24 protein-coding genes and 1 tRNA gene are annotated in these 25,204 nt (G+C 56.2%); 13 read left to right on the forward strand and 12 right to left on the reverse strand.

The window, feature by feature from the left end:
* Nucleotides 1–52: 52 nt before the first annotated feature.
* Both J7413_RS06320 and J7413_RS06325 read right to left on the reverse strand, forming a co-directional pair.
* On the reverse strand, nt 53–700 hold the full coding sequence (locus tag J7413_RS06320; RefSeq protein WP_209097210.1) for an OmpA family protein: 648 nt from the start codon (nt 698–700) through the stop codon (nt 53–55).
* A gap of 151 nt (nt 701–851) precedes the next feature.
* Nucleotides 852–1,697: a bifunctional helix-turn-helix domain-containing protein/methylated-DNA--[protein]-cysteine S-methyltransferase gene (locus J7413_RS06325; RefSeq protein WP_247743354.1), complete on the reverse strand. Its 846-nt coding sequence runs from the start codon at nt 1,695–1,697 to the stop codon at nt 852–854.
* A 116-nt stretch (nt 1,698–1,813) separates the two neighbouring features.
* Between J7413_RS06325 and J7413_RS06330 the strand changes: the two genes are divergently transcribed.
* The 4 genes from J7413_RS06330 to J7413_RS06345 all read left to right on the forward strand — a co-directional run bounded on the left by J7413_RS06330 (nt 1,814) and on the right by J7413_RS06345 (nt 5,985).
* Nucleotides 1,814–2,371, forward strand: a complete 558-nt coding sequence (locus J7413_RS06330; protein WP_209097211.1) for a TetR/AcrR family transcriptional regulator — start codon at nt 1,814–1,816, stop codon at nt 2,369–2,371.
* The gene (locus J7413_RS06335) at nt 2,371–3,213 is read left to right on the forward strand and encodes a sterol desaturase family protein (RefSeq protein ID WP_209097212.1); all 843 of its coding nucleotides are present in this window, start codon (nt 2,371–2,373) and stop codon (nt 3,211–3,213) included. The genes J7413_RS06330 and J7413_RS06335 overlap by 1 nt, the downstream gene beginning before the upstream one ends.
* A 106-nt stretch (nt 3,214–3,319) precedes the next feature.
* Nucleotides 3,320–4,099, forward strand: coding sequence for an ion transporter (locus J7413_RS06340; protein WP_209097213.1), 780 nt, complete (start codon nt 3,320–3,322; stop codon nt 4,097–4,099).
* A gap of 395 nt (nt 4,100–4,494) precedes the next feature.
* Nucleotides 4,495–5,985 carry a globin-coupled sensor protein gene (locus J7413_RS06345; RefSeq protein ID WP_209097214.1) on the forward strand — a complete coding sequence of 497 codons (1,491 nt, stop codon included), beginning with the start codon at nt 4,495–4,497 and terminating at the stop codon, nt 5,983–5,985.
* An 84-nt stretch (nt 5,986–6,069) separates the two neighbouring features.
* Here the strand turns inward: J7413_RS06345 and J7413_RS06350 are convergent, their stop codons facing one another.
* Nucleotides 6,070–7,050 (reverse strand): complex I NDUFA9 subunit family protein, encoded by a 981-nt coding sequence (locus J7413_RS06350; RefSeq protein ID WP_209097215.1) that lies wholly within the window; start codon nt 7,048–7,050, stop codon nt 6,070–6,072.
* Between the two features lie 238 nt (nt 7,051–7,288).
* Here J7413_RS06350 and J7413_RS06355 point away from each other — a divergent pair.
* Nucleotides 7,289–7,375, forward strand: a tRNA-Leu gene (locus J7413_RS06355).
* Between the two features lie 103 nt (nt 7,376–7,478).
* On the opposite strand, the gene J7413_RS06360 is transcribed toward J7413_RS06355, so the two are convergent.
* Nucleotides 7,479–8,183 carry a hypothetical protein gene (locus tag J7413_RS06360; RefSeq protein WP_209097216.1) on the reverse strand — a complete coding sequence of 235 codons (705 nt, stop codon included), beginning with the start codon at nt 8,181–8,183 and terminating at the stop codon, nt 7,479–7,481.
* Between the two features lie 225 nt (nt 8,184–8,408).
* Between J7413_RS06360 and J7413_RS06365 the strand changes: the two genes are divergently transcribed.
* From J7413_RS06365 to J7413_RS06395, 7 genes are all read left to right on the forward strand, one after another.
* On the forward strand, nt 8,409–9,020 hold the full coding sequence (locus tag J7413_RS06365) for a ribonuclease D (RefSeq protein WP_209097217.1): 612 nt from the start codon (nt 8,409–8,411) through the stop codon (nt 9,018–9,020).
* Between the two features lie 12 nt (nt 9,021–9,032).
* Nucleotides 9,033–10,007 (forward strand): KpsF/GutQ family sugar-phosphate isomerase, encoded by a 975-nt coding sequence (locus tag J7413_RS06370; protein ID WP_209097218.1) that lies wholly within the window; start codon nt 9,033–9,035, stop codon nt 10,005–10,007.
* 5 nt (nt 10,008–10,012) lie between these two features.
* Nucleotides 10,013–10,624: an LPS export ABC transporter periplasmic protein LptC gene (gene lptC / locus J7413_RS20705; protein ID WP_209097219.1), complete on the forward strand. Its 612-nt coding sequence runs from the start codon at nt 10,013–10,015 to the stop codon at nt 10,622–10,624.
* 42 nt (nt 10,625–10,666) lie between these two features.
* Nucleotides 10,667–11,110, forward strand: coding sequence for a lipopolysaccharide transport periplasmic protein LptA (gene lptA, locus J7413_RS06380; RefSeq protein ID WP_209097220.1), 444 nt, complete (start codon nt 10,667–10,669; stop codon nt 11,108–11,110).
* Nucleotides 11,111–11,113: 3 nt separating this feature from the next.
* Nucleotides 11,114–11,872 carry an LPS export ABC transporter ATP-binding protein gene (gene lptB / locus J7413_RS06385; RefSeq protein ID WP_209097221.1) on the forward strand — a complete coding sequence of 253 codons (759 nt, stop codon included), beginning with the start codon at nt 11,114–11,116 and terminating at the stop codon, nt 11,870–11,872.
* 232 nt (nt 11,873–12,104) lie between these two features.
* Complete coding sequence (raiA, locus tag J7413_RS06390; RefSeq protein ID WP_209097222.1) at nt 12,105–12,674, forward strand: ribosome-associated translation inhibitor RaiA; 570 nt, start codon at nt 12,105–12,107, stop codon at nt 12,672–12,674.
* Nucleotides 12,675–12,715: 41 nt separating this feature from the next.
* Nucleotides 12,716–13,180, forward strand: coding sequence for a PTS sugar transporter subunit IIA (locus tag J7413_RS06395; protein WP_209097223.1), 465 nt, complete (start codon nt 12,716–12,718; stop codon nt 13,178–13,180).
* 60 nt (nt 13,181–13,240) lie between these two features.
* Here the strand turns inward: J7413_RS06395 and J7413_RS06400 are convergent, their stop codons facing one another.
* The 7 genes from J7413_RS06400 to J7413_RS06430 form a co-directional block, all read right to left on the reverse strand.
* A complete protein-coding gene (locus tag J7413_RS06400; protein ID WP_209097224.1) occupies nt 13,241–14,665 on the reverse strand; it encodes a sulfotransferase family 2 domain-containing protein in 1,425 nt (474 codons plus the stop codon).
* A 6-nt stretch (nt 14,666–14,671) separates the two neighbouring features.
* On the reverse strand, nt 14,672–16,369 hold the full coding sequence (locus J7413_RS06405) for a beta-1,6-N-acetylglucosaminyltransferase (protein WP_209097225.1): 1,698 nt from the start codon (nt 16,367–16,369) through the stop codon (nt 14,672–14,674).
* Entirely contained in the window at nt 16,366–17,352 is a 987-nt protein-coding gene (locus tag J7413_RS06410; RefSeq protein WP_209097226.1) for a glycosyltransferase family 2 protein, read from the reverse strand. The genes J7413_RS06405 and J7413_RS06410 overlap by 4 nt, the downstream gene beginning before the upstream one ends.
* A gap of 184 nt (nt 17,353–17,536) precedes the next feature.
* Nucleotides 17,537–18,610 carry a glycosyltransferase family 2 protein gene (locus tag J7413_RS06415; protein ID WP_209097227.1) on the reverse strand — a complete coding sequence of 358 codons (1,074 nt, stop codon included), beginning with the start codon at nt 18,608–18,610 and terminating at the stop codon, nt 17,537–17,539.
* Entirely contained in the window at nt 18,570–19,553 is a 984-nt protein-coding gene (gene galE / locus J7413_RS06420; RefSeq protein ID WP_209097228.1) for a UDP-glucose 4-epimerase GalE, read from the reverse strand. Before galE ends, J7413_RS06415 begins: the two co-directional genes overlap by 41 nt.
* A gap of 19 nt (nt 19,554–19,572) precedes the next feature.
* Entirely contained in the window at nt 19,573–20,466 is an 894-nt protein-coding gene (gene galU, locus J7413_RS06425) for a UTP--glucose-1-phosphate uridylyltransferase GalU (protein WP_209097229.1), read from the reverse strand.
* A gap of 191 nt (nt 20,467–20,657) precedes the next feature.
* Nucleotides 20,658–21,749, reverse strand: coding sequence for a polysaccharide biosynthesis/export family protein (locus tag J7413_RS06430; RefSeq protein ID WP_209097230.1), 1,092 nt, complete (start codon nt 21,747–21,749; stop codon nt 20,658–20,660).
* A 396-nt stretch (nt 21,750–22,145) separates the two neighbouring features.
* On the opposite strand from J7413_RS06430, the gene J7413_RS06435 reads away from it, so the two are divergent.
* Nucleotides 22,146–24,047 (forward strand): nucleoside-diphosphate sugar epimerase/dehydratase, encoded by a 1,902-nt coding sequence (locus J7413_RS06435; RefSeq protein WP_209097231.1) that lies wholly within the window; start codon nt 22,146–22,148, stop codon nt 24,045–24,047.
* Between the two features lie 90 nt (nt 24,048–24,137).
* Here the strand turns inward: J7413_RS06435 and J7413_RS06440 are convergent, their stop codons facing one another.
* Nucleotides 24,138–25,157 (reverse strand): SDR family NAD(P)-dependent oxidoreductase, encoded by a 1,020-nt coding sequence (locus J7413_RS06440; protein WP_209097232.1) that lies wholly within the window; start codon nt 25,155–25,157, stop codon nt 24,138–24,140.
* Nucleotides 25,158–25,204 lie beyond the last annotated feature (47 nt).

Below are 25,204 nucleotides of genomic sequence, written 5' to 3' on the forward strand. Positions count from 1 at the left end.
TTTACAAACGACGCCTTTCAAACATTTTCTGTGCGTATGCGCAGAGCCGCGTTTACGCGCTGGTCGGTAGGATCACGATTTCCACACGACGGTTCTGGCGACGGCCCGCCTCATCGAGGTTGGAGGCAATCGGCTGATCCTCACCGCGGCCAATCGCATCGATGCGGCCAAAGGGGATACCATTGTTCAAGAGCACATCCGCAACCGCGTTGGCACGGCGTTCCGACAAGGTCTGGTTATAGCTGGCCGCGCCAGTGTTGTCGGTGTGCCCCAGAATTTGCACGGTGGAATTTGGATAGGCTTCAAGGCTCTTTGCCACTTTGGCCAGATCATCCTGAAGGCTCGGGCTTACCTCGACGCTGTCCACAGCGAACAGAATGTCCTGCGGCATGGTCAGGATCAGGCGGTCACCGGTGTTTTCGATGCGTACGTCACTGTCCAATTGTGCGCGCAACTCTGCTTCCTGCTTGTCGAGTTCGTTGCCAATCAGCGCGCCCACGCCCGCCCCTACAGCTGCGCCCACAGCGGCGTTGTTGTCTGTCGCAGCCGCAAGGCCCGCGCCCAGAATGCCGCCAATGATCGCGCCGCTTTTGGTTTGCCGGTTGGGATCGGTGCCTGCACCAGTCACATAGTTGGGATCGGTACAGGCGGCCAAAGCCACCAAAGACAGCGCACAGCAGGACAGAGTAATTTTTTGCATATCAAAGCCTCAATATTTAACTTAGCCGCCGGTTTTCCGGCTGTTGGCCTCTGTATAAGCTATCGCGCAGGCTCGCCCAAGCGTTTTGCCGCCCGATGTCGGCAAATAGACGCCGAAATCCCCGCTTTGTGATGGGTCTTTACCCCAGTGCTCAGGCTTCTGCGCGCGCGCTTTCATATGCCAGCAGGGCGCGTTTCACCGGCACGCCCCAGTGATAGCCGCCAAGGCCACCGGATTTGCGCATTGCGCGATGGCAGGGAATGAGCCAGCTCACCGGATTGCGCCCCACCGCCGTACCCACCGCACGCACCGCTTTGGGATTGCCGATCACACGGGCAATTTCGGAATAGGTGGTGACCTCGCCCGAAGGGATGCGCATCAGCGCCTCCCAGACTTTGATCTGCAGCGCCGAGCCGATCATATAGACTGGCACTTTATCAAGCTCGGCACGCTCGGCCTGATAGGCGGCCAGCACCCAGGGGCGCAGAAACATTGGGTCTTCGACAAAATTGGCCTTGGGCCAGCGTGAAAACAGATCTTCGATGGTTTCCGCCTCTCCCATCTCAGCTGCAAAGCCAATGCCGCAGATGCCTTTTTCGGTGCCTGTCACCAGCGAAAGGCCAAACGGGCTGTCAAACCAGCCCCAGTAGATTGTCAGTCCCGCGCCGCGTTTGGCATATTCACCCGGACTCATCGCCTCCCAGCGCAGGAAGAGATCATGCAGGCGGCCGGAGCCTGACAAGCCAACCGAATTGGCGGTGTCCAGCGTGGTGAAATGCTCATGCAGCAGGGCTTTGGCGTGGCCCAATGTCAGATATTGCTGAAACCGCTTGGGGGAGACCCCGGCCCAGCGCGTGAACAGCCGCTGAAAATGTGCCGGGCTCATCCCCATTTCCTGCGAGAGCTGCTCCAGAGGCATGGTTTCGCCAGCCTGATCGATCAGCTCAATTGCACGGCGCATGACATTGTAGTGGTAGCCTTCGCTCATGTCGTTCATGGCGGATCTCCTCTTCTGCGGACACCCTAGGCGCTGCAAAAAACGCAAGCGACCCGAAAATTGCGCATTTTCAGCCTGCCTCTTGAATTTCCGAAAAAATGAGACATCTTTGTCTCATGACACATGGAACACACTCCAAAATCATCGAGGCGGGCTTTGCCGTCTTTTCCGCAACCCCCACAGCCACGTTGCAGGATGTGGCAGATGCGGCCGGGATCGGCCGCGCGACACTGCACCGACATTTCAAAGGGCGCGACGAGCTGATGGCCGCGCTCGCCATTGCCGCCATGAAGGAACTTGACGCTGCGATTGAGGCCAAAACACAGGATGCAGACAGCCATACAGAGGCGCTCCGGCTCAGCTTTGAGGCCATGATCCCGCTGGCAGACCGGCAGATGTTTCTTGCCAATGAGCCACTGGATCATGTGCCGGAGGTGCTCGCGGCCTACACCCGGCAGCTTGAGGAGCTGGCAGAGGCGGTGAAGGCCGCCAAGGCAGAAGGCGGCTTTGACGCCGCGGTGCCCACCGCCTGGATTGTGCAGGCTTATGAAACGCTCACCTATGCCGCCTGGACCGTGGTGCGCGACGGCGACGTCACAGCCCAAGAGGCTGCCGCGCTGGCGTGGCGTACCCTCACATCCGGCCTGACCACCGACACAAAAGGAGGCAAATGATGCTGCCTGAACGCTTTATGGAGCTCGCCCAACAAGTGGATGAGGTGTTTTTCATCATCGGCATCGCCATTCTGGTGATCGAAATCGCGGAGGCCTGGTTCAAAGGGGCGCTCAAAGGCAAAACCTGGCTTGAAATGCTGGCCAGTGCGTCCACGCAGGTGCCTTACATTCTGGTGGAAGCCAGCATGATGACGGCGCTTTACGTGGGGCTTTATGTGTTCAGCGACACAGTGGTGAGCTGGCATCTGCCCACGACTTGGCCGTGGATTGTGGCCGCCATTCTGCTTGCGGACCTCACCTATTATTGGGAGCATCGCATCGCCCACCGGGTGCGCCTGTTGTGGACCCAACACGCCGTGCACCACTCCAGTCGAGACTATAATATCGTCACCGCCATACGTTTTGGCCCGCTGGAAAGCCTGTGGTCGTTCATCGCCCATATTCCCATGGTACTGGTTGGTTTCAGCCCGGATGTGGTGTTGGGCTCCGTGGTTCTGGTGCTGGCGTACCAGACTTGGCTGCATACGGAACTGATCGGCAAACTTGGCCCGCTGGAATGGATCCTGAACACGCCATCCCACCACCGGGTTCACCACGGCTGTGACGACAAATACATCGACAAGAACTATGCTGGTATCCTGATCATCTGGGACCGCCTGTTTGGCAGCTTTCAGGTGGAAGAAGAACGCCCGCGCTATGGGCTGACCACCGATTTTGACAGCCAGAACCCGGTGAAGGTCTGGTTCTCTGAACTGCCGGCGCTGTGGCGCGACATCACCCGCGCCAAGTCAGGACGCGAGCTGTTTGGCCGCCTGTTTGGTCCTCCGGGCTGGAAGCCGTAGCGCGGGCTTTCAGCGGTGCCATGGGGGCGTGCGGGTTGCGAAACCCCACGCCCCTCCCATATGAAAGCGCGGGACAGCCTTCGCATGCAACTTTGAGACAACCTATATGAGCCTTCGCGACACCATTGGCGCCTTCATTGAGCGCCCAGCCTTTCGCAACGCCATTCTCGGCGTGATCCTCTTCAATGCCGTCATTCTTGGGCTGGAAACATCCAAGCCGCTGATGGGCGCCATCGGGCCGTTGTTGATCACTCTGGATGGGGTGTGTCTGGCCATCTTTGTCGCAGAGATCGCGGCCAAGCTCTATGTGCAGCGAGGGCGCTTTTTCTCAGATGGCTGGAACCTCTTTGACTTTGTGATTGTCGCTGTCGCACTGGTGCCAGCGGCACAAGGGCTGGCCGTCTTGCGGGCACTGCGCATCCTGCGCTTGTTGCGCGTTGTCTCTGTCGCCCCGTCGCTGCGGCGTGTGATCGAAGGGCTGATCAACGCGTTGCCTGGTATGGGCTCGGTCTTTCTGCTGATGGCGCTGATCTTCTATATCGGCGCGGTCATGGCCACAAAACTGTTCGGCGCCGCCTTCCCCGACTGGTTCGGCACGTTGGGCAAATCCGGCTATTCGCTGTTTCAGATCATGACGCTGGAGAGCTGGTCCATGGGCATCGTGCGCCCGGTGATGGAAGTGTACCCCTACGCCTGGATGTTCTTTGTGCCGTTTATCCTGCTGACGACATTTGTGGTGCTCAACCTCGTGGTCGGCTTGGTGGTAAACTCTATGCAGGACGCCCACCACGTCGAAGCAGAAGCGGAAACCGGCAGCTATCGCGACGAAGTTCTGAGTCGTTTGGCCGAAATTGAAAAAGCCTTGAAAGACAAAACAACCAAGTAACCATATGGTTACATTGGGATTTCGTCCATTCGGTAAAATTTGAGATATTTTCTGAGGCCCTACCACTTTGGGATAGGGTGAATTTCGCCCCGAAAAACGAGACCGGAGAAACATCCAGTTTTTGGATGGCTCTCGCCGGTGTTTCGGGTGCGCGCTTGGCGCGTGCAATCCCCTTATTTTTAAAGACGACGCGCATTAACCGGATTTCTTATTTGTATTCCAAATGAACATTTTATACTGCAGAACCCATAAGATACTGAAGTATATATATTTTTTTCGCAGTATTTAAAATCGAAAGACAAATTTGAGCAGATCGCCTGTTTGCGACATGCCGTCATACATCATTAACACGTTGAACGATCTTTTCTCTGACGGACAGCACGCGGAGACGGACAATGGACACAGCGATCACAGAAAATCTCGAAAGGTTTGCCCTCACCGGGGCGGATCTGGACGCCCTTAAATACGCAGCGAAGATCGTCACCCCAAACCTTGATGATGTGTTGGACGACTTTTACGCATTCGCGACCGATCGCGCGGAAATGGCGCGTTTTTTTCCTACAGAAGACATTTTGAACCACGCACGAAGGCGCCAGAAAGAGCATTGGGAAATGCTGTTAAGCGGTGACTTTGCACAGGCATATCTCACATCAGCGGAAATCATTGGCCAGGTGCACTACCGCATCCAGCTGCCATTTGAGCTGTACCTGTCTGGCTATGCGCGTGCCTCAAGCCAATTGCAGGATCTTCTGTTGAAAAAGACCAAGACCCGCTGGCCCCGTCGGGATCGTGGCCGGCGCTCGGCGGCGCTTGGCGCGCTGACCCGTGCGTTCTCACTCGACACCAGCCTGGTGATCGATTCCTATTTTACCGCCCAGCGCGAAGAGCGTGAACGTGCGATGAACCACCTGAACGCCGCCATGGGGCGTATGGCCAACAAAGACCTGTCGCAGACCATCCCAAGCCCTGAAGACAGCGACTATCCAGAGCGGTTTGATGGCATTCGCACCGACTTCAACCATCTGATGCTCGCGATGCGCGATATTATCAAGACCATTAAAGACGCAACCGTCGATCTTGATCTGACAGCCAGCGAAGTCAATGACTCCACCGAAAGCCTCGCGCGGCGCACAGAGTCTCAAGCCGCAACACTGGAACAAACCGCACTGTCAGTGGATGAAATCAGCAGCAGCGTTCAGGCCTCGTCTTCTGCCACAGCAGACACAGATCGCGTGGTCTCCGCCACCCGCACCAATGCCGCCAATGGCCACAGCGTGGTGTTTGAAAGCGTCAAATGCATGAAAGACATCGCGGAGGCCTCTGCCAAGATCTCTGACATCTCTGGCTTGATTGACGAAATCGCCTTTCAGACCAACCTGCTTGCGCTCAACGCAGGTGTCGAAGCTGCGCGCGCCGGCGATGCGGGCCGCGGCTTTGCTGTGGTGGCCTCTGAAGTGCGCAGCCTCGCGCATCGTGCTGCCGACTCTGCGCAACAGATCAGCGAGCTGATACAGGGCACAAATGACCTTGTGGAACACGGTGTGGATCTTGTCGATCGCGCAGGCTCGGCGCTTGGTACGATTGTGTCAGATGTGGAACATGCGGCCAGCCTGAGCTCTGAAATTGCCTCATCGTCCAAAGAACAATCTGCCGGGCTCAAGGAAATTGCCCAAGGCATCTCGCAGCTCGACAGCGTGACACAGGAAAACGCCGCAATGGTGGAACAGACCGCAGCCGCGATGAGCTCCATGCGCCGCGACACCGAAGCCATGTCACAACTGGTGAATGGGTTCATTCTCAGCGAAGTGCGCCCGGTCGTTGCAAATGACGCCGACGTCTCGCAGGACGAAACCGAAGCAGAGGAAACCTGGGAGGATGTGGCCTAAGCGAATGGCCCATCCGCTTCAGAAGAAAGGCGCCTGCGGGCGCCTTTCTTGGTTTGAAAACGCTGCAGAGGGGGCGAAAATTCGTCAGATCTTCATGTTGCGCGCGGAATCTTTGATTGCGTCGTATTGCCCGGAGGGGCGGAACCGCCACAGATATTCTGCCAGCACCGCTTCTGGGGCAAGCGGCGTAATCCCGAGCGCCTCAAACCCTTTTGCCCCTTCTGAGACAACATTATCACTGCGCAGCAAGATCAGCTGATCCCCGGTGATCACCGAATTGTGCCAAAGCCCAAAGGTCACGGCCTGCAACAGACCAAAGCCGCCCGCCATCAGCCGCCCAACACCAAAGGGCAGATTGATCACTGCGCGCTTGCGGTGGATCACCTCAAGCATCTCATCAATCCAGCCGCGCAGGGTTTTCACCTCAGGCCCGCCCAACTCATAGAGACCACTTGCCGCGCCTTTGATGCCCATCACCGCCGCTTGGGCCACGTCATCCACAAACACCGGCTGAAACTTGGTGTTGCCCCCCATGATCGGCAACATGGGCCCCATGCGCGCCATGGCGGCGAAGCGGTTGAAGAATTCATCGTCCTGCCCAAAAATCACCGAAGGGCGCAGGATCATCGCCTCCGGCATGTGTTTTAAGACACCTGCTTCGCCCAGCGCTTTGGATTGCGCATAGTGGCTGGCGCTGCCTGCATCCGCCCCAATCGCGGACACATGCACCATGCGCCCCACGCCCTCAGCGGCCGCAATTCGGGCAATACGCTCTGCGCCTTCGTGCTGAACGCTGCCAAAGGTGTTCTTGCCCCGATTGGCCAGGATGCCAACACAGTTCACCACTGCGTCCGATCCCTCCATCGCGGCTTTGACAGAGGCATCGTCACGAATGTTGCAGAACACGGGCTCTACCTGCCCAACCGCACCGTAAGGCTTTACAAACATCGCTTCATTGGGGCGACGCACCGCCACGCGCACCCGCCAGCCCTCTTTGGCCATCCGTTGCGCAATGTGACGCCCCACAAAACCAGAGCCGCCAAAGATGGTAACAAGTTGAGACATGGGATCTCCTCCGCTCTGCGTAGTGCAATCTATGCTGTTACTACGAAATACTGGCTCGATTGGCTCACAACAGCAAGTCACAACCCCTGCTCCGCGACAAGAATACCCAAGCAAACGACCCGGCATTTCAGGCCCGCCGCAGACAATTTCGAGGTGGGAGAGATATTTTTCAAAAAACTTCCAAAAACGCGTTGACACCCCCCCCGCACAGGTCTAAATGCCTGCCTCACCAACCCGTGCCCAGATGGCGGAATTGGTAGACGCGCTAGCTTCAGGTGCTAGTGTCCGTATGGACGTGGAGGTTCGAGTCCTCTTCTGGGCACCAATTTTTCTACGAAGAATTGGTCACAAAAAACGCCGCGCTACAGCGCGGGTTTTTTGCTTTTGTGGCCCTGTTTTTTTCGCGATGTGATCGACCGGCGCGCCCCTCAGGCGTGCGTCCGAAACAACTCCAGCACAAATGGGATCGCCTTGAACTCGCGGGATTTGTTGCCTGCGCGCCTCTGGATCGGCTTGGTGACCCAATCCACCCAGCGCAACCGCCGACAGGTCTGTTGTGCCAGCGGCCAAGCCCCTTCAGGTGCAGAGCTGCGGTATACGGCCATCGCTTCATCCAGGCTTCCCCGCATGTGCGCGGAATTTGCGGCCACGTTGAACGCAAAGATCACCAAATCCCGCGCCTGCCCTTTGAGCGTGTTGTTTTTGGCCTGGTAGCGCTCAAAATCAAGCAGCAGCACCTGATCATCCACCAGGCACATGTCTTTCGGGCTGGGACGTCCATGCGCAAACCCGAGAGCATGAAACGCCCCAAGGGACTGACTGGCATTCAATAGAAGGTCACGCCCCTCCCCAGTGTCGCCTGCATCCCCAAGCCGGCGCCGCAAATCTTTGCCGCAATCAGGCAGCACCAGAAAGTCAGGACCATCCGCCACCACCTGCGGCACAGGCGCCTGTACGGCGTTCATGTCGTGATAGGCTTGGCGCTCACGTCTGAAAGAGGTCTCTGGATTGCCCTTTTGCAAACGGTAGCGCAGGTCCAGCTTCTCTGGGCGTTTGATCCAGAACACCTGCCCCCCCTGCTCTATTCGCTCCACACGCGGCCCTGCTTCACGGGCACGGGTTTCCACGAGCATTTTAAGCTCATCATTAACGGTAAGAGGGGGTCGAAAATCCATGACCTGCTATCTAGGATGTCATCAAACCGTCGTAAAGATGCGTTCCCAAACGCCGCCAAGCTACAGTGGCCGCCTGCACCGCATCGCAAATCACGGCATTGGTCCCAAATACGCACCCTGCAAAACATTGAAACACCGCCCTGAAACCCGTAAGTGCAAGGCATCCGATTACGCGAGGCACTCATGGCAAATTTTCTGTATCAAAACGACCTGCCCGACGGGCTTGATCTGGGCCCTATCGTGGCCATCGACTGTGAAACCATGGGGCTGAACCCACATCGCGACCGGCTGTGCGTGATCCAGATGTCTGGGGGGGATGGCAACGCCCATCTGGTGCAGGTCGCCAAGGGCCAGACCAGCGCCCCCAACCTGCAGAAGATGCTCGAAGATCCCAATGTTCTGAAGCTGTTTCACTTTGGTCGCTTTGACATCGCCGCGATGTACAACGCCTTTGGCGCGCTGACCGCGCCGGTCTATTGCACCAAAATCGCCTCAAAGCTGGTGCGCACCTATACAGATCGCCATGGCCTCAAGAACCTGCTGCAGGAACTGCTGGGGATCGACATTTCCAAACAGCAGCAGATGAGCGACTGGGGGGCCGAAACCCTGTCCGAGGCTCAGCTCGACTATGCGGCCTCTGACGTGCTGTATCTGCATGCCCTGCGTGAAAAGCTGAACGAACGCCTGGCGCGGGAAGGCCGCACAGAGATGGCACAGGCCTGTTTTGACTTCTTGCCCACACGTGCAAAGCTCGATCTGGCTGGTTGGCCCGAGCAAGACATTTTCGCACACTGAAGGATCCCACTGATGACGGATGGCGACAAACAGACCTTTCTGGAAACCGCGCGTCGCGTGGTGTCCATCGAGACCGACGCGCTGCGCCTGCTGGGCGAAAGCTTTGGCAGTGAAATCGGCGACGCGGTTGAGTTGCTGCTGTCGGTCAAAGGGCGCGTTATCATTTCGGGGATGGGCAAATCCGGCCATATCGCGCGCAAGATTGCCGCCACTTTTGCCTCCACCGGCACACCGGCGCATTTTGTGCACCCAGCAGAGGCCAGCCATGGCGATCTGGGGATGATGGCACAGGGCGATGTGGCGCTGGTGCTGTCCAACTCCGGCGAAACACCTGAGCTGGCCGACCTTGTGGCCTATACCCGGCGCTTCAACATTCCGCTCATTGGCGTGGCCAGCCGAGCCGACTCTACGTTGATCAAACAAAGTGATATCGGCCTCATCCTGCCCAAAGCGCAGGAAGCCTGCGGCACGGGTGTTGTCCCAACCACTTCCACCACCATGACGCTTGCGCTGGGTGATGCGCTGGCTGTGGCGCTGATGGAGCACCGCCGCTTCACCCCGGAAAACTTTCGTGAGTTCCATCCCGGCGGCAAACTGGGCGCGCAGCTGTCACGCGTGCGGGATCTGATGCATTCCGGTGACGCCTTGCCGGTGATCGCTGAGAACACCGCCATGAGCGATGCGCTTCTGGAGATCAGCCAGAAAGGCTTTGGTGTGGTTGGGGTCACCAATGACGCGGGCAAACTGCTGGGCATCATCACCGATGGGGACCTGCGCCGCCATATGGATGGCCTGCTGGAGCGCACCGCGACAGAGGTCATGACCGCAGCGCCGCAAACCATCGCGCCCAGCGCATTGGCAGAAGAGGCGGTGGGGATCATGAACCAGCGCAAAATCACCTGTCTGTTTGTGGTGGATCCTGAAGGCGACGGTGCACCCGCGGGCCTATTGCACATTCACGACTGTCTGCGCGCGGGGCTTGGTTAAACCACGTGCGCATTCGCCTGACATATTCCAATCTGGTGACCTGGCTGAAGGTCCTGCTGCCGCTCGCGGCGCTTGGATTGCTGTCGACGCTGTTTCTGGTGTCCCAGAAAGTCGATCTGGAAAGCGCCATTCCCTTTGCGGAGGTGGAACTGGAAAAAAGGCTGCGCGATCGTCAGATCACCGCGCCTTATTTCTCTGGCAAGACAGATCATGGCCACGACATCACCGTGACGGCAGAAACTGCGCATCCCGATGCCGAGGACAGCTCGCGCCTCATCGCTCAGAACGTCGGCGCCCTGCTGACCATGGAGGGCGGCACCGAGATCACGGTGACCGCCAAAGAAGGCGACATGGACGGACGATTTCAAGAGCTGTTATTGGATGGCGAAGTCGAGATATTGACCTCCACGGGCTACACAATTGAAACTCAGGCCATGACATTCGGACTGGAAGAAGCCCGTGCCGAAACCGCCGGCACCGTGACCGCAAAAAGCGCGCTTGGGCAGTTGGAAGCGGGCCGTATGGCGCTGCGCCCATCGGGCGAAAACAATGAAATATATTTGTTTTTCACAAAAGGTGTGCGACTGGTATACACGCCGCAAACGACAACGAGGTGACCTGTGTTTCTTTACCGCACGCTCTTGATTAGTGTCCTGGCGATGACGCCAGCGGTCGGCACCGCTCAGGGGCTTCAGCTTGGCTTCGGCCAGAGCCAGCAAGACACAGGCCTGCCGGTCGAAGTCACTGCAGAGAGCCTTTCCGTCAATCAATCTGACGGCAGCGCCGTGTTTGAGGGCGATGTGGACATCTCTCAGGGCGACATGCGCATGACCGCCGACAAGGTGAACGTGCATTATCTGCCAGACAACAGCGGCATCGACAAATTGGTGGCACAGGGCAATGTGCTGCTGGTACAGGGCCCGGATGCAGCAGAAGCCAATGAAGCGGTCTACACCATTGCCAGTGGCGATGTGGTGATGAGCGGGAACGTGACGGTCAATCAGGCCGGAACCACGATTTCTGCTGATCGCATGGTGCTCAATCTGGAAAACAACACCGCCCGCATGACAGGGCGCGTGAAAACGGTTTTGAAGACGGAATAAGACATGGCCAAACCCACTCTGTCCGTCACCGAAGGCACCTCTGGTCTGCGTGTTGAAAGCCTGCGCAAGGCGTACCGCAAACGGGTGGTGATCCGCGATTTCTCCATGGAGCTTCAACGCGGCGAAGTTGTTGCGCTGCTTGGCCCCAACGGCTCTGGTAAAACCACCACGTTTTATGCAGTCGCTGGCCTCCTGGTGCCCGAAGGGGGCCGTGTCTCCATTGATGGGCGCGATGTCACGACCTTGCCGATGTATCGCCGTGCCAAACTGGGCATCGGGTATCTGCCGCAGGAAATGTCGATCTTCCGCGGGCTATCTGTTGAGGACAATATCACCGCGATCCTCGACATCACCCACCGTGACCGCCACAAGCGCCGTGAGCGGCTTGAAGAGTTGCTCTCTGAGTTTTCCATAGAGCACCTGCGCCGCGCCCCTGCGCTTGCGCTTTCTGGTGGCGAGCGGCGCCGTGTCGAGATTGCGCGCTGTCTGGCGGCGGATCCCAAATATTTGCTGCTCGATGAACCTTTTGCTGGTGTTGATCCGATCTCTGTCGGCGATATCCGCCATCTGGTTGCTGATCTCAAAAAACGCGGCATTGGCGTTTTGATCACCGACCACAATGTGCGTGAAACCCTCGAAATCGTGGACCGCGCTTATATCCTGCATGATGGCAAAGTGCTGATGTCTGGCACACCGGACGAGGTTGTGGAAAACGAAAACGTGCGTCGCGTGTACCTCGGGGAAAACTTCAAGATTTCTTAATCCTAGAAATTGAAAAACCCGAAATTTTGACCTGCATCATTGACTCTCGCGATTGGGAATACTCAAATACTGAGTATGACATTTGCTCAAACCCCCGCTGATACCAGGGTGGCCTTTCTTTCAAGGCCCGGTCTTAAGCAAGGTTCGCATTTGTCGATTACCAGCATTCGGACCTAACTGATAACGGGCACACAAAGCCCGTGGTCCGACATGTCATCGAAAAGGAGACAGGATGCGCTATCAGATCACCGGAAAACACATCGACGTTGGCAATGCGTTGCAGACACATGTCCAAAACGAACTTGGCGATGTCTTACAAAAATACGCCGGCCGTCCGACTGACGCGACAATCACGTTTTCAAAACACGCACATGAATACATGTGTGAAACCACCGTACACCTGTCCACCGGACTGACTGCGCAAGCCAAGGCCCATGCGACTGAAATCTACGCAGCCTTTGATGGATGCGCCGAAAAAATGGACAAACAACTGCGTCGCTACAAGCGTCGACTGAAAGATCACCATAAGGAAAGAGCCGAACCGGTTGAACTTTCGGGGGCTTCCTCGTATATCCTCGCGCCTGAAGCTGAAGAACATGAGGCAGAGCCAGAAACGCTACAACCTGTGATCGTTGCCGAGATGGAAACAAAGATCCCATCTCTGAGCGTCGGCGAGGCTGTGATGCAGATGGAACTTTCAGGCGCGCCTGTATTGGTCTTCAAGAACGAAGGTAAAGCTGGGTTGAATGTGGTCTACCGTCGTGACGACGGAAACATTGGCTGGATTGATCCACAGACATAAGGTGAAAGGGCGCAAAGCGTCCGAACCGGAGTACAGGCAAGATGGACCTTTCTACGATCCTCAAGCCAGAGGCAGTGCGTGTGGTAACTGCTGCCTCAAGCAAAAAACGTTTGCTGCAGGAATTTGGCGATCTCGCTGAATCCGCCTATCAGTTAAACGCGCAAACCGTGGTTGAAGCGCTGCAAGAGCGTGAAAACCTTGGCCCCACAGGTGTGGGCCATGGTGTGGCACTGCCACACGCACGGTTTGATGGCCTGCAAAGCGTGGTTGGCGCCTTCATCCTTCTGGAAAAGCCCGTTGATTTCAACGCGGTGGACCGGCAGCCCATCGACATCGCATTTGCGCTGTTTGCCCCGGAAGAGGCCGGCGTCGAGCACCTGAAGGCGCTTGCCAAAGTCTCCCGCCAGCTGCGGGAAAGCGCGATCTGCGCCAAACTGCGGGCCAACCCGGATCCGGCAACCCTGTTCACCATTCTGACTGAGGGTGACACCGTACAAGCCGCCTGAGTTTCAGGCTGCCCTGCAAACAAAGATCACGCGCCTCAGCCCTTGCTGAAGGCGCGTTTTTTATTGCCAGCGGTCGAAGCCGAAAGTGATGTAGTCGCGCTTGTAAATGTCCTGCACAAGCGCCTCGATCTCTTCGTCATATATGGCGCTCAAAGGCACCGGATGATCTGGCACCACATCGACCGGGTCCGCCGCGTCCAACCGGCCCACCTGCATGGCCAGAGCGGGCAGATAGCTTTCCATTTCACTCTCACGCACAACCATGTCGGGCAGCGCCAGATTCGCGAATCCTTTCATCGCCACGGCCTGACTGCCCCAATGGCCATCCTGGCGCAGGCTTGTCTGCCCCAGGAGATTCGCTTTCACAAAGCTCAGAAACGCCAAGAAGGCGGCGCGATGCGCCTCTGCATCATAGTCTGCCTTGGGTGGGTCCTTTGGGATCGGCATCTTGTAGACACGCCGCAATGTGTGCCGGATCTTCTTGTAGATCCCCTCGTCTGCCGACAAAACCTGCTCACAGAACGCCGCATGCACCCGCGCCACCGGGTGGCGCACCACGGTAAAACTGCGGTGGTGTCGGTTGGCTTTCTTCCATTGGCGCAGCGTCTTTTGACTGAAGTTGCCAATCAGCCCGTCCACCTCCACGTGATCAAGCCCCGCCATCCAATGCGTCACCGTTGCTTGCGGGCCGGACGGGATCGGCAGATAGAGCAGTGGCGCCACCGCACAGGCCACATAGTTTGGCACCGCCGCCCCACGCCGAGGCTCAAAATTAGGGGTGCGGCTCAGATTGAAGCGATCAAGCTCTTCGAGGGCACGCGGGATCTCTGCAAAATTCTCAACCTTCTCTGACAAGGCGGCTGGGTTCTGCGGCTTCAGCTTCTTGTTGACCGCGTCAATCGTGGCGTCGTGGCCCAAAAATTTGGCCAGACCATTCATCACCTCAACGTCTTGCAAGTCCTCATAGGCCACATAGAACGCCGTCTGCCCACTGGTCTGCAAAGCCCGCATGATCTGTATCTGAAACGCCTGCAGCGCCTCTACATGCTGTTTGAACTCAGCGCCATCAAACTGCACTGTGCTGTCTTTGCGACGACGCACATCGGTCAGTTTCCATTGCCCCGTGGCTTTGGCGATTTTCCAGCTGACGTAACTGTCCAGCGGATTGCGGGTCAGAACGATTTTCGCGCAACGTGGATCGGCGAGCATCGTCTCCAAGACGCGAGGGTCATGGTCATGAAAGTACCGAAACCCCGCCACCCCCTGATCGGCCTTCACCGCCGCGATCAACTGCATCGGATCCTCAGTGCGCGCCTCGAGCGTGATACCAAGAAGGTCCTCTTTGCGCGGATAGCCAATGAAATGTGGGTTGAATGCCTCCCCGTGGCAAGTCAGGCCTTCAAATTCATTGATGTTGGCCTCCAGTAAATTAGAGCCCGTGCGCATCTCGGCAAAAACCACAAAATAGTCAAAGCGTTGGTCCATGGGAATTTACTGCACCAAATAGGGTTTGCGTGGGGGTTTTTTCTGTGTGTTTTCCGATTGTGTGACCGGAAAATCCCCCATCAGATAAGGATGCATGCCCTGATTTTTCAGATTTTGCAGAAACTGTCCAAAACCGTTCAGATCCGTCATCCGGGGCGCTTCCGCCAAACGACGGGCGGGATCTGTGCCGATCTCGTCAATGATTGTCTGCAATGGCTCCATCGGAGATTCAATAAACTCGGCCAGCGACCAGATCCGCACGCGCGCTTTGGCATAGGGGCTGCGCAGGGCCAAAAGCTGGTCGCTTTCAATTTTTTGCAGCCGAGCCGCTTCTTTGCGAATGTCAGCAAAGTTCATGTTTGATTTGAACAAGGGCAATGCCCAGGACCCGCTGATCACGGACACCTGTGCGTTGGGATCTTTGGCGATGAACCAGACCGGCACATGTTCGTCACGCGGCCCCGCCTGAAAACACTGTCGCTCACCGCGCGTGTTCCACACCAGATTGGTTAGGAACGCAATCGGGTTATAGTCTCTGAGTTTTGCAGAATCGCTCAGCGCTCCATTGAGGAACCTTTGAGCGCCCTCAAACTCAACCCGCTCTGGGGCATAGAGATGGCCATGCACACGTGTCCCCGTGGCGCGTGCGAGCCAAGGCTCGAAATCCTCAAACAGCTCGGTAAAGCCGTGAAACACAGAATAGCGGCCAAAGGTCATGCCATTTTCCCAGCCTTCATTGGGAAAACGGCTCTGCATATAGAGCCCCGGACGCCCCTTTGTGCGCCGCTCTACGGCCTTTGAAAAGATCCGGTCGATCTTTGCCGGGTTGGGCTCACTCATCTTGATGGCCCCATCAGGATCGCGCAGGAAACCGCTGTAAATCTTGTCCGCATGGGGCCAGATCTTGCGCGCCACAAAGCAATCAGACCGCCGCAACAATTGCAGATGGTCGTCATAGAAAATATGCGGCTTGCCCTGAAAATCGAACTTGGACAGCGTCAGGGAGCGGCTTTCCACATTGCTGGAGTACACCCGCACCAAGGTCTGAAAATAGCTTTCATCCGGGATCCAGACCCGTTTGAAAAACGCGTCAAAAACCTCCCGATCTGGGTCTTCCAAAATCGCAGACAGCGTTTGGCGGGTCAGGCACCACCACTGGCTGCCCATATGTGGCACGATCCCTTTGGGAATGCGGCGTTTGAAACGGATAAACCGTTGGATATCGACCCATTTGTCAAACAGGTAGCGGTGCTTCTTCCACGAAAATGGGAAGCGCAGCGTAAACCGCTCACGATCAAGTCCGCCAACGGTCCAAGGCACATCCGAGGTTGTCGCGCTTTCGATGAAATCTGTTCTGCGACGGGCAGCCAGATAATCCTTCAGCTCCTGCACAGGGCGCAGCGGCAAGCACGACCCTGACGACAGGTACACATGATGGACCTCATGAAACCGCTCGAGCATGAGTTCAGCCGCGGACTGAGACGCCGCCACAATGCCCCACATACCCCACTCGCAATTGTGGCGTTTGCAAAACACGATCAGGGCGTGATCGGAACAGGCCTCAACAAAGCGGTCATAGGTCTTGCGCGGCACCTTTTTATCGACATGGATCACAACCGGACAGCCAGCATTGGCCCAATGGCGTGCCACCTGTTCCGCGCGGTCCAGCGCGGTGTGCACCAGCATGAGGATGCCGACGCTCACGCCCAATTGCCCTTTGACATCAGGCCGAGAATCTCAAGCTGGCGCCAGTTGATGTATTTTTCGCTCCACTTACACCAGAGCTCGGGATGGGTGCCCAGCTGCTCAGCATAGGCTTTATACTCGCGCGAGCTCGCATAGTGTTGACCACGCCCCATCTCTTCGAGGGCTTTTTCAGAAAGCGTATTGAGGAATTTTGTATGCAGAAGCGCGCCGCTCGCCTTTTCGCCGCCCCATTCGTCGTAAACTTGATTAAGCCCACGCGGCAGCAGGCTATGAGTGGAACTCACATAGGCATAGCGCCGGTTCCATTTGACCAGCGGGATTTTGTTGAGCGCAGGCGCCTTCTTAGGATTGTCCGCAAAGAACACACGCGCACGCGGCCCGCCCTGTATCCAGAGGTTGCCATAAGCTGGGTTTTTCTCAAGCGTGTAGTTGCCGGCATCAAACCAGTTTGCGATCTCCAGCGGATCCTGTCCCGGCAGATAGGTGGTGCGATCCAGGCGTCCGCGCGGATATACGTCCACCAACATCGCGCCAAAGCTGCGGATCGAAGAATTGTCGAGCCAATCCGTCAAGGCCCGGATCGGGCGGGTGTCACAAAACGGGTAAATAAAAAACTCATCCGGATCGACAACCAGACACCAGTGCCCATGCGCGTATTTGCGTTGCAGCCCGTTCATCCAGTCGATGCCAAATTTGGCGCGCCGATAGCTGTGTTTGGTGTGCCAGACGGAAATATCGTCTTGCCCGCTTAGATACTCCAGCGTGCCATCTGCGCTGTCATTGTCCACAAAAAGGAAATGATCAACGCCAAGATTCCGATAATACTCGAGAAAATAAGGCAAACGCACCAACTCATTGCGAAAGGTGCTGACCAGCAAGATATCGTTGGGTCGAATGGCATGTGTGTTGTTTTGAACGGGGCTCAGCTCGCGTGCTTTGCGCACAGACCGCATCAGCCGATGACGCCGGCGCAACCGCATTCTGTAAGAGTCCCAAAGGCCCACGTCTGTCCAACCTCTCCCCCCAAAGCTTGCACAGAATATGAGGGAAATTTATCATGTTTCTAAGCTTATGCCACGGTAACCATATTGGAAGCAACGCCTTTAAAAACGGTTACATAGCGGCAAAACTCTTCGTGGCTGACACGCTGGCGCACGGGAGATTTCACCAGCCCCCTGCCCGCATCAATCCCAGCGCTTCCAGCTGTTGCCATCCGGAGAATTTTTGTGAGTCTGGCGTCCATAGGTCTGGCGCCTCAGCAATCGCATCATAGTAATCCGCAAATTTTTCAGGCCGGTGGAAGTGCTGCTGACGCTGTTTTTCTATTTCCGATTTGGCGACAATCTCAGGCAAGAACTTGGTGTGCAGCAGCACCCCTGACGGCGCCTCACCACCCGGACCATCATAGCCATGATTGAGCGCCGCAGGCAGCGCTGAGTGACAGGAATTCACATAGGCATAGCGCCAAGACCACCGCACCAGCGGGATTTTATTGAGGGTCGGAGAACGCTTCGGATAGCCCTGAAAGAATACACGCTCCCGCATGCCGCCCTGCACCCAGAGATTGCCCAGAGGCATCTGACGTTTGGCACGATACGGCCCCGCGTCAAACCATTGCAGGACTTCCATCGGGTCTTGTCCGGGCGTGTATGTTGCCTCTGACAGCGCGCCTTTGGGATAAAGATCCAGCATGTGTGCACCAAAGACACGGCGCCCCTGTGCATCAAGCCATGCGGTCAGCGCGCCTAAGTCGCGACTGTCATGGTGGGCATAGATCAACAGCTCATCGACATCGACCATCAAGCACCAGCGATCATCGGCATATCGCATCTGCAGCCAGGTCATCCAATCCAGACCGAAGCGCGCCGCACGATAGCTGTGCGCAGTCTGCCAGAGCGAGACATCCGACTGCTCTGCCAAATAGTCGCCACTGCCGTCGCTGCTGTCATTGTCCACGATGAGAAAATGCCCAACACCCAGACGCCGGTAGTGGGCCAAGGTAAAGGGCAGCCGCGTGCGCTCATTGCGCAGGGTCATCACGACAACCACACCCCCCGGTGCAATCTGCCCCGTACGGTCCACGCGGCAGGTCAGCTGATGACGGCTGCGAAAGCTGCGCCACAGCAGGCCACGCCGCCGCCAACGCATGCGGTAGGCGGCCCATAGATCCGGCTTTGGCAGGGGCGCGGTGGTCAGCTTACTTGTCGTAGTGCCCGTTCTGATGCCATCTCCATGCATCGGCGATCATTTGGTCCATTTTGGAGCGTTCGGGCACCCACCCTAGCTCTTTCTCAGCACGAGTCGAGCCTGAAACCAATTTGGTGCAGTCGCCCGCACGCCGTGCGCCCTCCTTGTAAGGCACCTCGCGGTTGGTCACGATGCGGGACTGGTCAATCACCTCTCGCACGGAAAACCCGCTGCCAGTGCCGAGGTTGAACACACGGCTGCCTTTACCATCCTGCAGCCACTTCAGGCCCAGAACATGCGCATCCACCAAATCACACACATGCACATAGTCCCGAATACAAGTGCCATCCGGCGTCTCGTAATCTGTGCCATAAATCGTCAGTGCGTCCCGCTTGCCATCAATGGCGTCGAGCATCAGTGGGATCAGATGCGTCTCTGGCTGATGGAATTCCCCAACTTCTGCGTCCGGATCTGCGCCAGCCACGTTGAAGTAGCGAAAAATCACACTCTCCAAACCAAAGGCCGCGCCAAAATCTTTGAGCATATCCTCAATCGCGCGCTTGGACGCACCGTAAGCATTGATCGGCGTTTGCTGCACCTCTTCATCCAGCATCACATTGTCATGGTCGCCATAGGTTGCGCAGGTTGAAGAGAAAACAAAGTGCTTCACCCCCGCCGCAACACAGGCTTCGATCAGATTGAGGGATCCATTCACATTGCTGCGCCAGTATTTGCCCGGCTCAGCCATGCTTTCACCGACTTGCGACAACGCCGCAAAGTGCATCACGGCTACTGGCTTATACTGCGCAAACACCTCATCGATCCGCGCTCGATCCATAAGATCCCCGCGCTCCAGAGGGCCGAATTTTACCGCCTCTTCCCAGCCGGTGCTGATGTTGTCAAAGGTCACCGGATTGAACCCGGCAGCGGCCAAAGCTTTACATGCATGCGAGCCGATATAGCCCGCACCGCCCGTGACGATCACGTTTTTCAAGGAATTGATCTCCTGCTACTTATTGCGCCGCGCGACGCGAGGCGATCAGCTCTTCCAGATAATTGGACAGTTCGTCCTGCAAATCATCGCGCGCCAGACCAAAGGCCACAGTGGCCTGAAGGAAGCCCGCCTTGGAGCCACAGTCATAGCGCTGGCCTTGGAAGCGGTAGCCATAAACCCCAGCGTCTTTGGCAACTTCGGTTGCGATGGCGTCGGTCAATTGGATCTCGCCCCCTGCACCGCTTTGCTGAGACGCAAGATTTTTAAGGATCTGCGGCGTCAGAATATAGCGCCCAATCACGGCGAGATTTGACGGCGCGGTGCCGGGCGCAGGTTTTTCCACCATCCCTTTAACGGACACAAGCGATCCCATGTCTTCTTTGACATCCAGAACACCGTAGGAAGATGCCTTGTCATGCGGCACTTCCATCGCGGCAACCATGCACCCACCCGTGTCTGCGTAGGCATCAACCATCTGCTTAAGGCAGCCAACTTCACCCGCGATCACATCGTCTGGCAAAATAACCGCAAAGGGCTCATCCGCCATCAAACGGCTCGCACAGGCCACTGCATGCCCCAGACCAAGCGCTTTGTGCTGACGGATGTAGGCGATTGAGCCGCTTTCCATGTTAGAGCGCTCGAGCTCTTCCAATAGTTTGGTCTTACCTTTTTCCCGCAAGGTTTGCTCAAGCTGAGGCGCATGGTCAAAATAGTCTTCAAGCGCGCTTTTGCCGCGGGACGTGACAAAGATAAATTCTTTGATCCCTGCTTCGCGTGCTTCATCAATCGCATATTGGATGAGCGGCCTGTCCACCAACGTCATAATTTCTTTGGGCACTGATTTAGTCGCAGGCAAAAACCGCGTTCCCATACCTGCGACTGGAAAAATAGCTTTGGTAACCTTACGCTGCATGAAGAGTACTCTTTCTTTTGCTTACAAAAAACTGGTGCGACTATCGCCATCTAAAATGAATTTACTTAATCAGACAACGCCTCAGATAGCACGAACCGCAGCGCATTTCTACATAACGCGCATGACGTTATTCTTACGATGCGATAATGCCTCAGATAGCACACCAGCAGCCCAATCTGCCCGATTGATGATCAATTAAAAACATTTGAGATGGCAAACAGAGATCCAACCAGTGCAATCGCGGCTTGTGCAGGGCGCACCGCCGACTCACTTGCCACAACGATGTCACCTGGCTGTACTTGGAATGCGCTGGCCCCGAACAGGCTGTCCGATTTTGTCAGATCAAAAGAAAAGACAACATGCTGCTGATTGGGTCCGGTCACATCACTACGGACATCATCGGAATCATAAGTCCGTAAAATATAAAGGCCCTGAGGGTTTGCACGCGCAGCATCTAGACCGCCCAGCATTGTGACCGCTTCCATCGCGGTTATGTTTTCCTGATTAAAGAAAACCTGCCGTTCAGTTTCAGTGGCCCCCATCGCAATGAAGTAGCGCTCATCTTCTTCAACGATGATCTGATCTCCACCACGCACAATCACGTTCTTTGAAGGATCTTTGAGCAAGCTATCCAGCGGAATTTCGTAGGACTTACCCTGTCGCTGCAGGCGCACCAACGGGTTCTCCAAAGCATCACTCACGCCACCGGATTGCGCCAAGACCGAGAGGATGGAAACATTGCGGTCCGCCAGGGGCAAACGTGAAGGGGTGGCAACCCCCGTCACCACATCGACAGAGTTCTGCGGGCCGGGGCTGACATCAATTTGCACCTGTGCGGATGGCGCAATAGGAGACAACTGCCCCTGAATTTTTTCACGTGCTTGATAGGGCGTCAGGCCTGAAACCATAATGTCATCTACATAAGGCACAAAGATGGTTCCCGCCTCAGTGACTTCGACAGGCCGCAAAGGGGTGGATCGCTCTGCTGGTCCAAGCAACAGCGAGTTGTCTTGGTTGTCCCAAACTGTGAGTGTCACAAGATCACCGGTCTGTATCAGGCGGCTCTTGGGGCCTGGGGACCGCGCAAACCAATGATAGTGACCGTGCCAGCCTGACTTTGGCCAACCGGAAATGTTCTTTGCGCTCACCCGATCTACGACCTGAACCTGAATATCTTCGGGTACGTTGCTCTCTCCTACGATCTCAGAGGCAATCGGCCCACTGCGCGGCAAGGCACAGGCACTAAGCAGCATCAGAGACACCAAAGCAGCTATTCTGTACATGTGATCTAACCGCCTCATATTTCAGCTTCACGTCTTTTGCCCCCTTGTAAGGCCGCGACCCCTAGGCCCACAACTCTTTATTCCGTCAAAGAGCTGAAACGTGTGCGCGAAAACACATCAACGTAGTAATCTAAGCCCAAAGACATCGAAAACCACTTACCCAGAAGCTGCAGAAACAAGCGCTTAGTGTCTTTAAAAGCGCGCAATCGGCAGAGAATTGACGATCTCGTGACCTCTGGGTTTGATAACTACCCCAAACGGGTATAGACATTTGACGGAAAGGTTACCTGAAACAGCGGATAGACAAGTCTATACCGCCCGTCGCCCAACAAGACTGAAAGGCCAGTCACAATAATTTTTTATACAAATCAAAGACATAAAACCAAAGCCACTGAAATGCTACATAAGACTGTCCTTTCGCTTTCACAGCCTCAGAAAGCCAAAATCTTTGTTCTGGTTGATCTTATCGCCCTGACGGCGGCGCTGTTACTGGTTCAAAAATTTTCAGGACACACAATTGCGCTCTTTGCCATCGCTTGGCAGCTTCCAATTTTACTGGGTGTTGCCGCGAGCTTGATTCATCTGTTGGGTCTGAACCGCATCAAGCTAAATGCTTACGGCATGGAAGATATTACAAAGAGCTTTGGCGTTGCCACGGCACTACTGTGCACCAGTTTCTCGATTAACTTCCTGCTAGGCGCGGGGCGCGTACCATTTGAAGCGATTGCGCAATTTGCAGGGATGTTCCTCTTGCTGTCGATCTCATTCCGCGTGATCATGCACAAAATCGTCAAGTATGTGTATGACTCAAGTCGGTCCTTGCGCCACGTTCTGATCTACGGCGCTGGTCAAACCGGGCAACAAATGGCTGCAGCACTTCTGACCGACCATGAATTCAAAGCCTCTTGCTTTGTCGATGACAATCCGAACCTTCAGAAGCTCACGATCAATGGGCTGCGGGTGTACCATCCAAATGCAATCCCAAAGCTGGTCAGGCAGGGGCGTATCGACCGTATTGTACTTGCGATGCCATCGGCTGACCAACGGGTGCGCATGCGCCTGGCGAAGCGTTTGTCGGGGCTTGGGTGTGAAGTGCTCGCCCTGCCATCTTTTGCAGACATCGTCCTGCGCGGCGAAGACGTGAAAGCCGCCGCCCCACTCACGATGGACAGCCTCTTGGGTCGCGATGCCATCAAAGACGAGCTCCCCGACACCGAGTCCGCCTACCGTGGTCGTCGCATTCTGGTAACAGGCGCGGGCGGCTCAATTGGCGGCGAATTGTGTCGCCAGCTTGCGCGCTGTGAACCGGCAGAACTGGTGTTGCTGGATCATTGTGAGTTTGCGCTCTACAAAATTGCAAACTCGCTGAGGGAAAGCCGTCCAGACACCAAGTTTACCGCTGTATTGGGCTCTATCGAACACGCAGAACTCATCGCAGAAACACTTCAGACCCACGAAATTGATGTGGTGTTTCATGCAGCGGCCTACAAACATGTGGGGCTGGTGCAAGAGAATGCATTTGAAGGCATTCGCAACAATGTGCTCGGTACCCGGATCGTGGCAGAAGAGGCACAGCGTGCAGGTGTTGAACGGTTTATTCTCGTATCCACAGACAAAGCCGTGCGCCCAACGTCGATGATGGGCAGCTCCAAACGGGTTGCTGAACTTGTCATTCAGGATCTGGCGACACGCTCCACAACAACCAAGTTCTCTATGGTGCGCTTTGGCAATGTGCTGGGCTCATCAGGCTCCGTCATTCCATTGTTCCAACAGCAAATCCGCGAAATGGGTCCTGTCACGGTGACTCACCCAGACGTCACCCGCTATTTCATGACGATTGATGAGGCGGTGCGCTTGGTGCTCTTGGCTGGCACATTCTCTCGCGGGGGCGACGTTTTTGTGCTCGACATGGGGACGCCCGTCTCCATCTACGACATGGCGCGCAAAATGATTGCGGCTGCAGGCTACACCGTGCGCGACGCCGACAATACTGCTGGAGATATCGAAATCACCTTCACCGGCCTCAAGGAAGGTGAAAAGATGCATGAAGAACTGCTGATCGGCAGCGACATGCTCACCACGCCGCATCCGAAAATCCTGCGCGCTCAAGAAAACCTGATGTCTGAACTTGAAGTGGCCAGCGCCCTGCAGGATCTGCGCCGCGCTGTTGAAATGCGTGATGCGGTTCTTATGGAGGCCACCTTGCTGCGTTGCTTGGAAGCGGACCAGCATCCAGTCGACATCACAGCACTCAGTCAAGCCTCAGACGGCGCGCATTTGACGCTCGCGGGTGAATAACAGACCTGTGTCCGCTCCGCGGCAGCGGTCAAGCGCCGACACATTGCAAGGCAGATTTCTGACCTGACTTAGGTGTGTGAGCCTTATGGCTCATACCTCATAGAAATCACGATACCAGGCCACAAACTTCGCCACGCCCTCTTCAACGGGGGTCGCAGGGATATCTCCAGTCAGCTGATCAAGCAGTTGCGCCTCTGCCCATGTTGCGGGCACATCGCCAGGCTGCATATCCATGAAATTCTTTTGCGCCTCTTTGCCAAGCGCAGATTCAATCGCTTCTACAAACTTCATCAACTGCACAGGCTGGCCATTGCCAATATTGACCACCCGCCAGGGCGCCACCGGGCTGAGGCTGTCACCTGTCAGCGCGGCTTCACGCTGCCCCACCTGCGCAGGCGCGGCCTCGACCAGATTCACAATCCCTGTCACCAGATCATCGATGTAGGTGAAATCACGCTGCATATCGCCGTGATTGTAAATATCAATCGGGCTGCCTTCGAGGATCGCTTTGGTGAACTTGAAGAGCGCCATATCTGGTCGCCCCCAAGGACCATAGACCGTAAAGAAGCGGAACATGGTGGTCGGCAGATGATAGAGATGCGCATAGGAGTGCGCCATCACCTCGTTGGCCTTCTTGGTCGCCGCATAAAACGACATCTGATGGTCCGCTTTATGCACCTCGGCATAGGGCATCTCAGTATTGGCGCCATAGGCAGAGCTGGTCGACGCCAGCAGCATATGCGCCGGAGGATAGGCGCGCGCGGCCTCCAGAAGCTCAAATGTGCCCACCAAATTGGCTTCCACATAGGAGCGTGGCGCATCAATTGAGTAGCGTACGCCCGCTTGCGCCGCGAGATGGATCACCGCATCAGGTCGATGATCCTCAAAAAGGCGCATCAAGGTGCCTTCACTCTCAAGCCGCGCCTCGACCGCCTCGAAGTGCGCATGCTGTTGCAGGATCTGGTGGCGGCGTTCTTTCAGCGTGACGTCATAGTAATCGGTCATCGCATCCAGCCCGATCACACGCCAGCCCTCCTGCAAAAGCCGCTGAGCGGTGTGAAAACCAATGAACCCCGCGGAGCCCGTCACCAAAGCTGTGCGCTGCAACATAGGTCTCGCCTTTTCTTCAATATTTGAGTGTATTTCTGGCTTTTAAA

Source organism: Shimia sp. R10_1, assembly GCF_017744095.1.
Classification (GTDB): Bacteria; Pseudomonadota; Alphaproteobacteria; order Rhodobacterales; family Rhodobacteraceae; genus Shimia.

Excerpts from the sequence above, each read along its gene's own strand:
- J7413_RS06320 (WP_209097210.1), bottom strand. The coding sequence starts at position 700 with ATGCAAAAAATTACTCTGTCCTGCTGTGCGCTGTCTTTGGTGGCTTTG.
- J7413_RS06325 (WP_247743354.1), bottom strand. The coding sequence starts at position 1,697 with ATGAACGACATGAGCGAAGGCTACCACTACAATGTCATGCGCCGTGCA.
- J7413_RS06330 (WP_209097211.1), top strand. The coding sequence starts at position 1,814 with ATGACACATGGAACACACTCCAAAATCATCGAGGCGGGCTTTGCCGTC.
- J7413_RS06335 (WP_209097212.1), top strand. The coding sequence starts at position 2,371 with ATGCTGCCTGAACGCTTTATGGAGCTCGCCCAACAAGTGGATGAGGTG.
- J7413_RS06340 (WP_209097213.1), top strand. The coding sequence starts at position 3,320 with ATGAGCCTTCGCGACACCATTGGCGCCTTCATTGAGCGCCCAGCCTTT.
- J7413_RS06345 (WP_209097214.1), top strand. The coding sequence starts at position 4,495 with ATGGACACAGCGATCACAGAAAATCTCGAAAGGTTTGCCCTCACCGGG.
- J7413_RS06350 (WP_209097215.1), bottom strand. The coding sequence starts at position 7,050 with ATGTCTCAACTTGTTACCATCTTTGGCGGCTCTGGTTTTGTGGGGCGT.
- J7413_RS06360 (WP_209097216.1), bottom strand. The coding sequence starts at position 8,183 with ATGCTCGTGGAAACCCGTGCCCGTGAAGCAGGGCCGCGTGTGGAGCGA.
- J7413_RS06365 (WP_209097217.1), top strand. The coding sequence starts at position 8,409 with ATGGCAAATTTTCTGTATCAAAACGACCTGCCCGACGGGCTTGATCTG.
- J7413_RS06370 (WP_209097218.1), top strand. The coding sequence starts at position 9,033 with ATGACGGATGGCGACAAACAGACCTTTCTGGAAACCGCGCGTCGCGTG.
- lptA (WP_209097220.1), top strand. The coding sequence starts at position 10,667 with ATGACGCCAGCGGTCGGCACCGCTCAGGGGCTTCAGCTTGGCTTCGGC.
- lptB (WP_209097221.1), top strand. The coding sequence starts at position 11,114 with ATGGCCAAACCCACTCTGTCCGTCACCGAAGGCACCTCTGGTCTGCGT.
- raiA (WP_209097222.1), top strand. The coding sequence starts at position 12,105 with ATGCGCTATCAGATCACCGGAAAACACATCGACGTTGGCAATGCGTTG.
- J7413_RS06395 (WP_209097223.1), top strand. The coding sequence starts at position 12,716 with ATGGACCTTTCTACGATCCTCAAGCCAGAGGCAGTGCGTGTGGTAACT.
- J7413_RS06400 (WP_209097224.1), bottom strand. The coding sequence starts at position 14,665 with ATGGACCAACGCTTTGACTATTTTGTGGTTTTTGCCGAGATGCGCACG.
- J7413_RS06410 (WP_209097226.1), bottom strand. The coding sequence starts at position 17,352 with ATGCGGTTGCGCCGGCGTCATCGGCTGATGCGGTCTGTGCGCAAAGCA.
- J7413_RS06415 (WP_209097227.1), bottom strand. The coding sequence starts at position 18,610 with ATGCATGGAGATGGCATCAGAACGGGCACTACGACAAGTAAGCTGACC.
- galU (WP_209097229.1), bottom strand. The coding sequence starts at position 20,466 with ATGCAGCGTAAGGTTACCAAAGCTATTTTTCCAGTCGCAGGTATGGGA.
- J7413_RS06430 (WP_209097230.1), bottom strand. The coding sequence starts at position 21,749 with ATGTACAGAATAGCTGCTTTGGTGTCTCTGATGCTGCTTAGTGCCTGT.
- J7413_RS06435 (WP_209097231.1), top strand. The coding sequence starts at position 22,146 with ATGCTACATAAGACTGTCCTTTCGCTTTCACAGCCTCAGAAAGCCAAA.
- J7413_RS06440 (WP_209097232.1), bottom strand. The coding sequence starts at position 25,157 with ATGTTGCAGCGCACAGCTTTGGTGACGGGCTCCGCGGGGTTCATTGGT.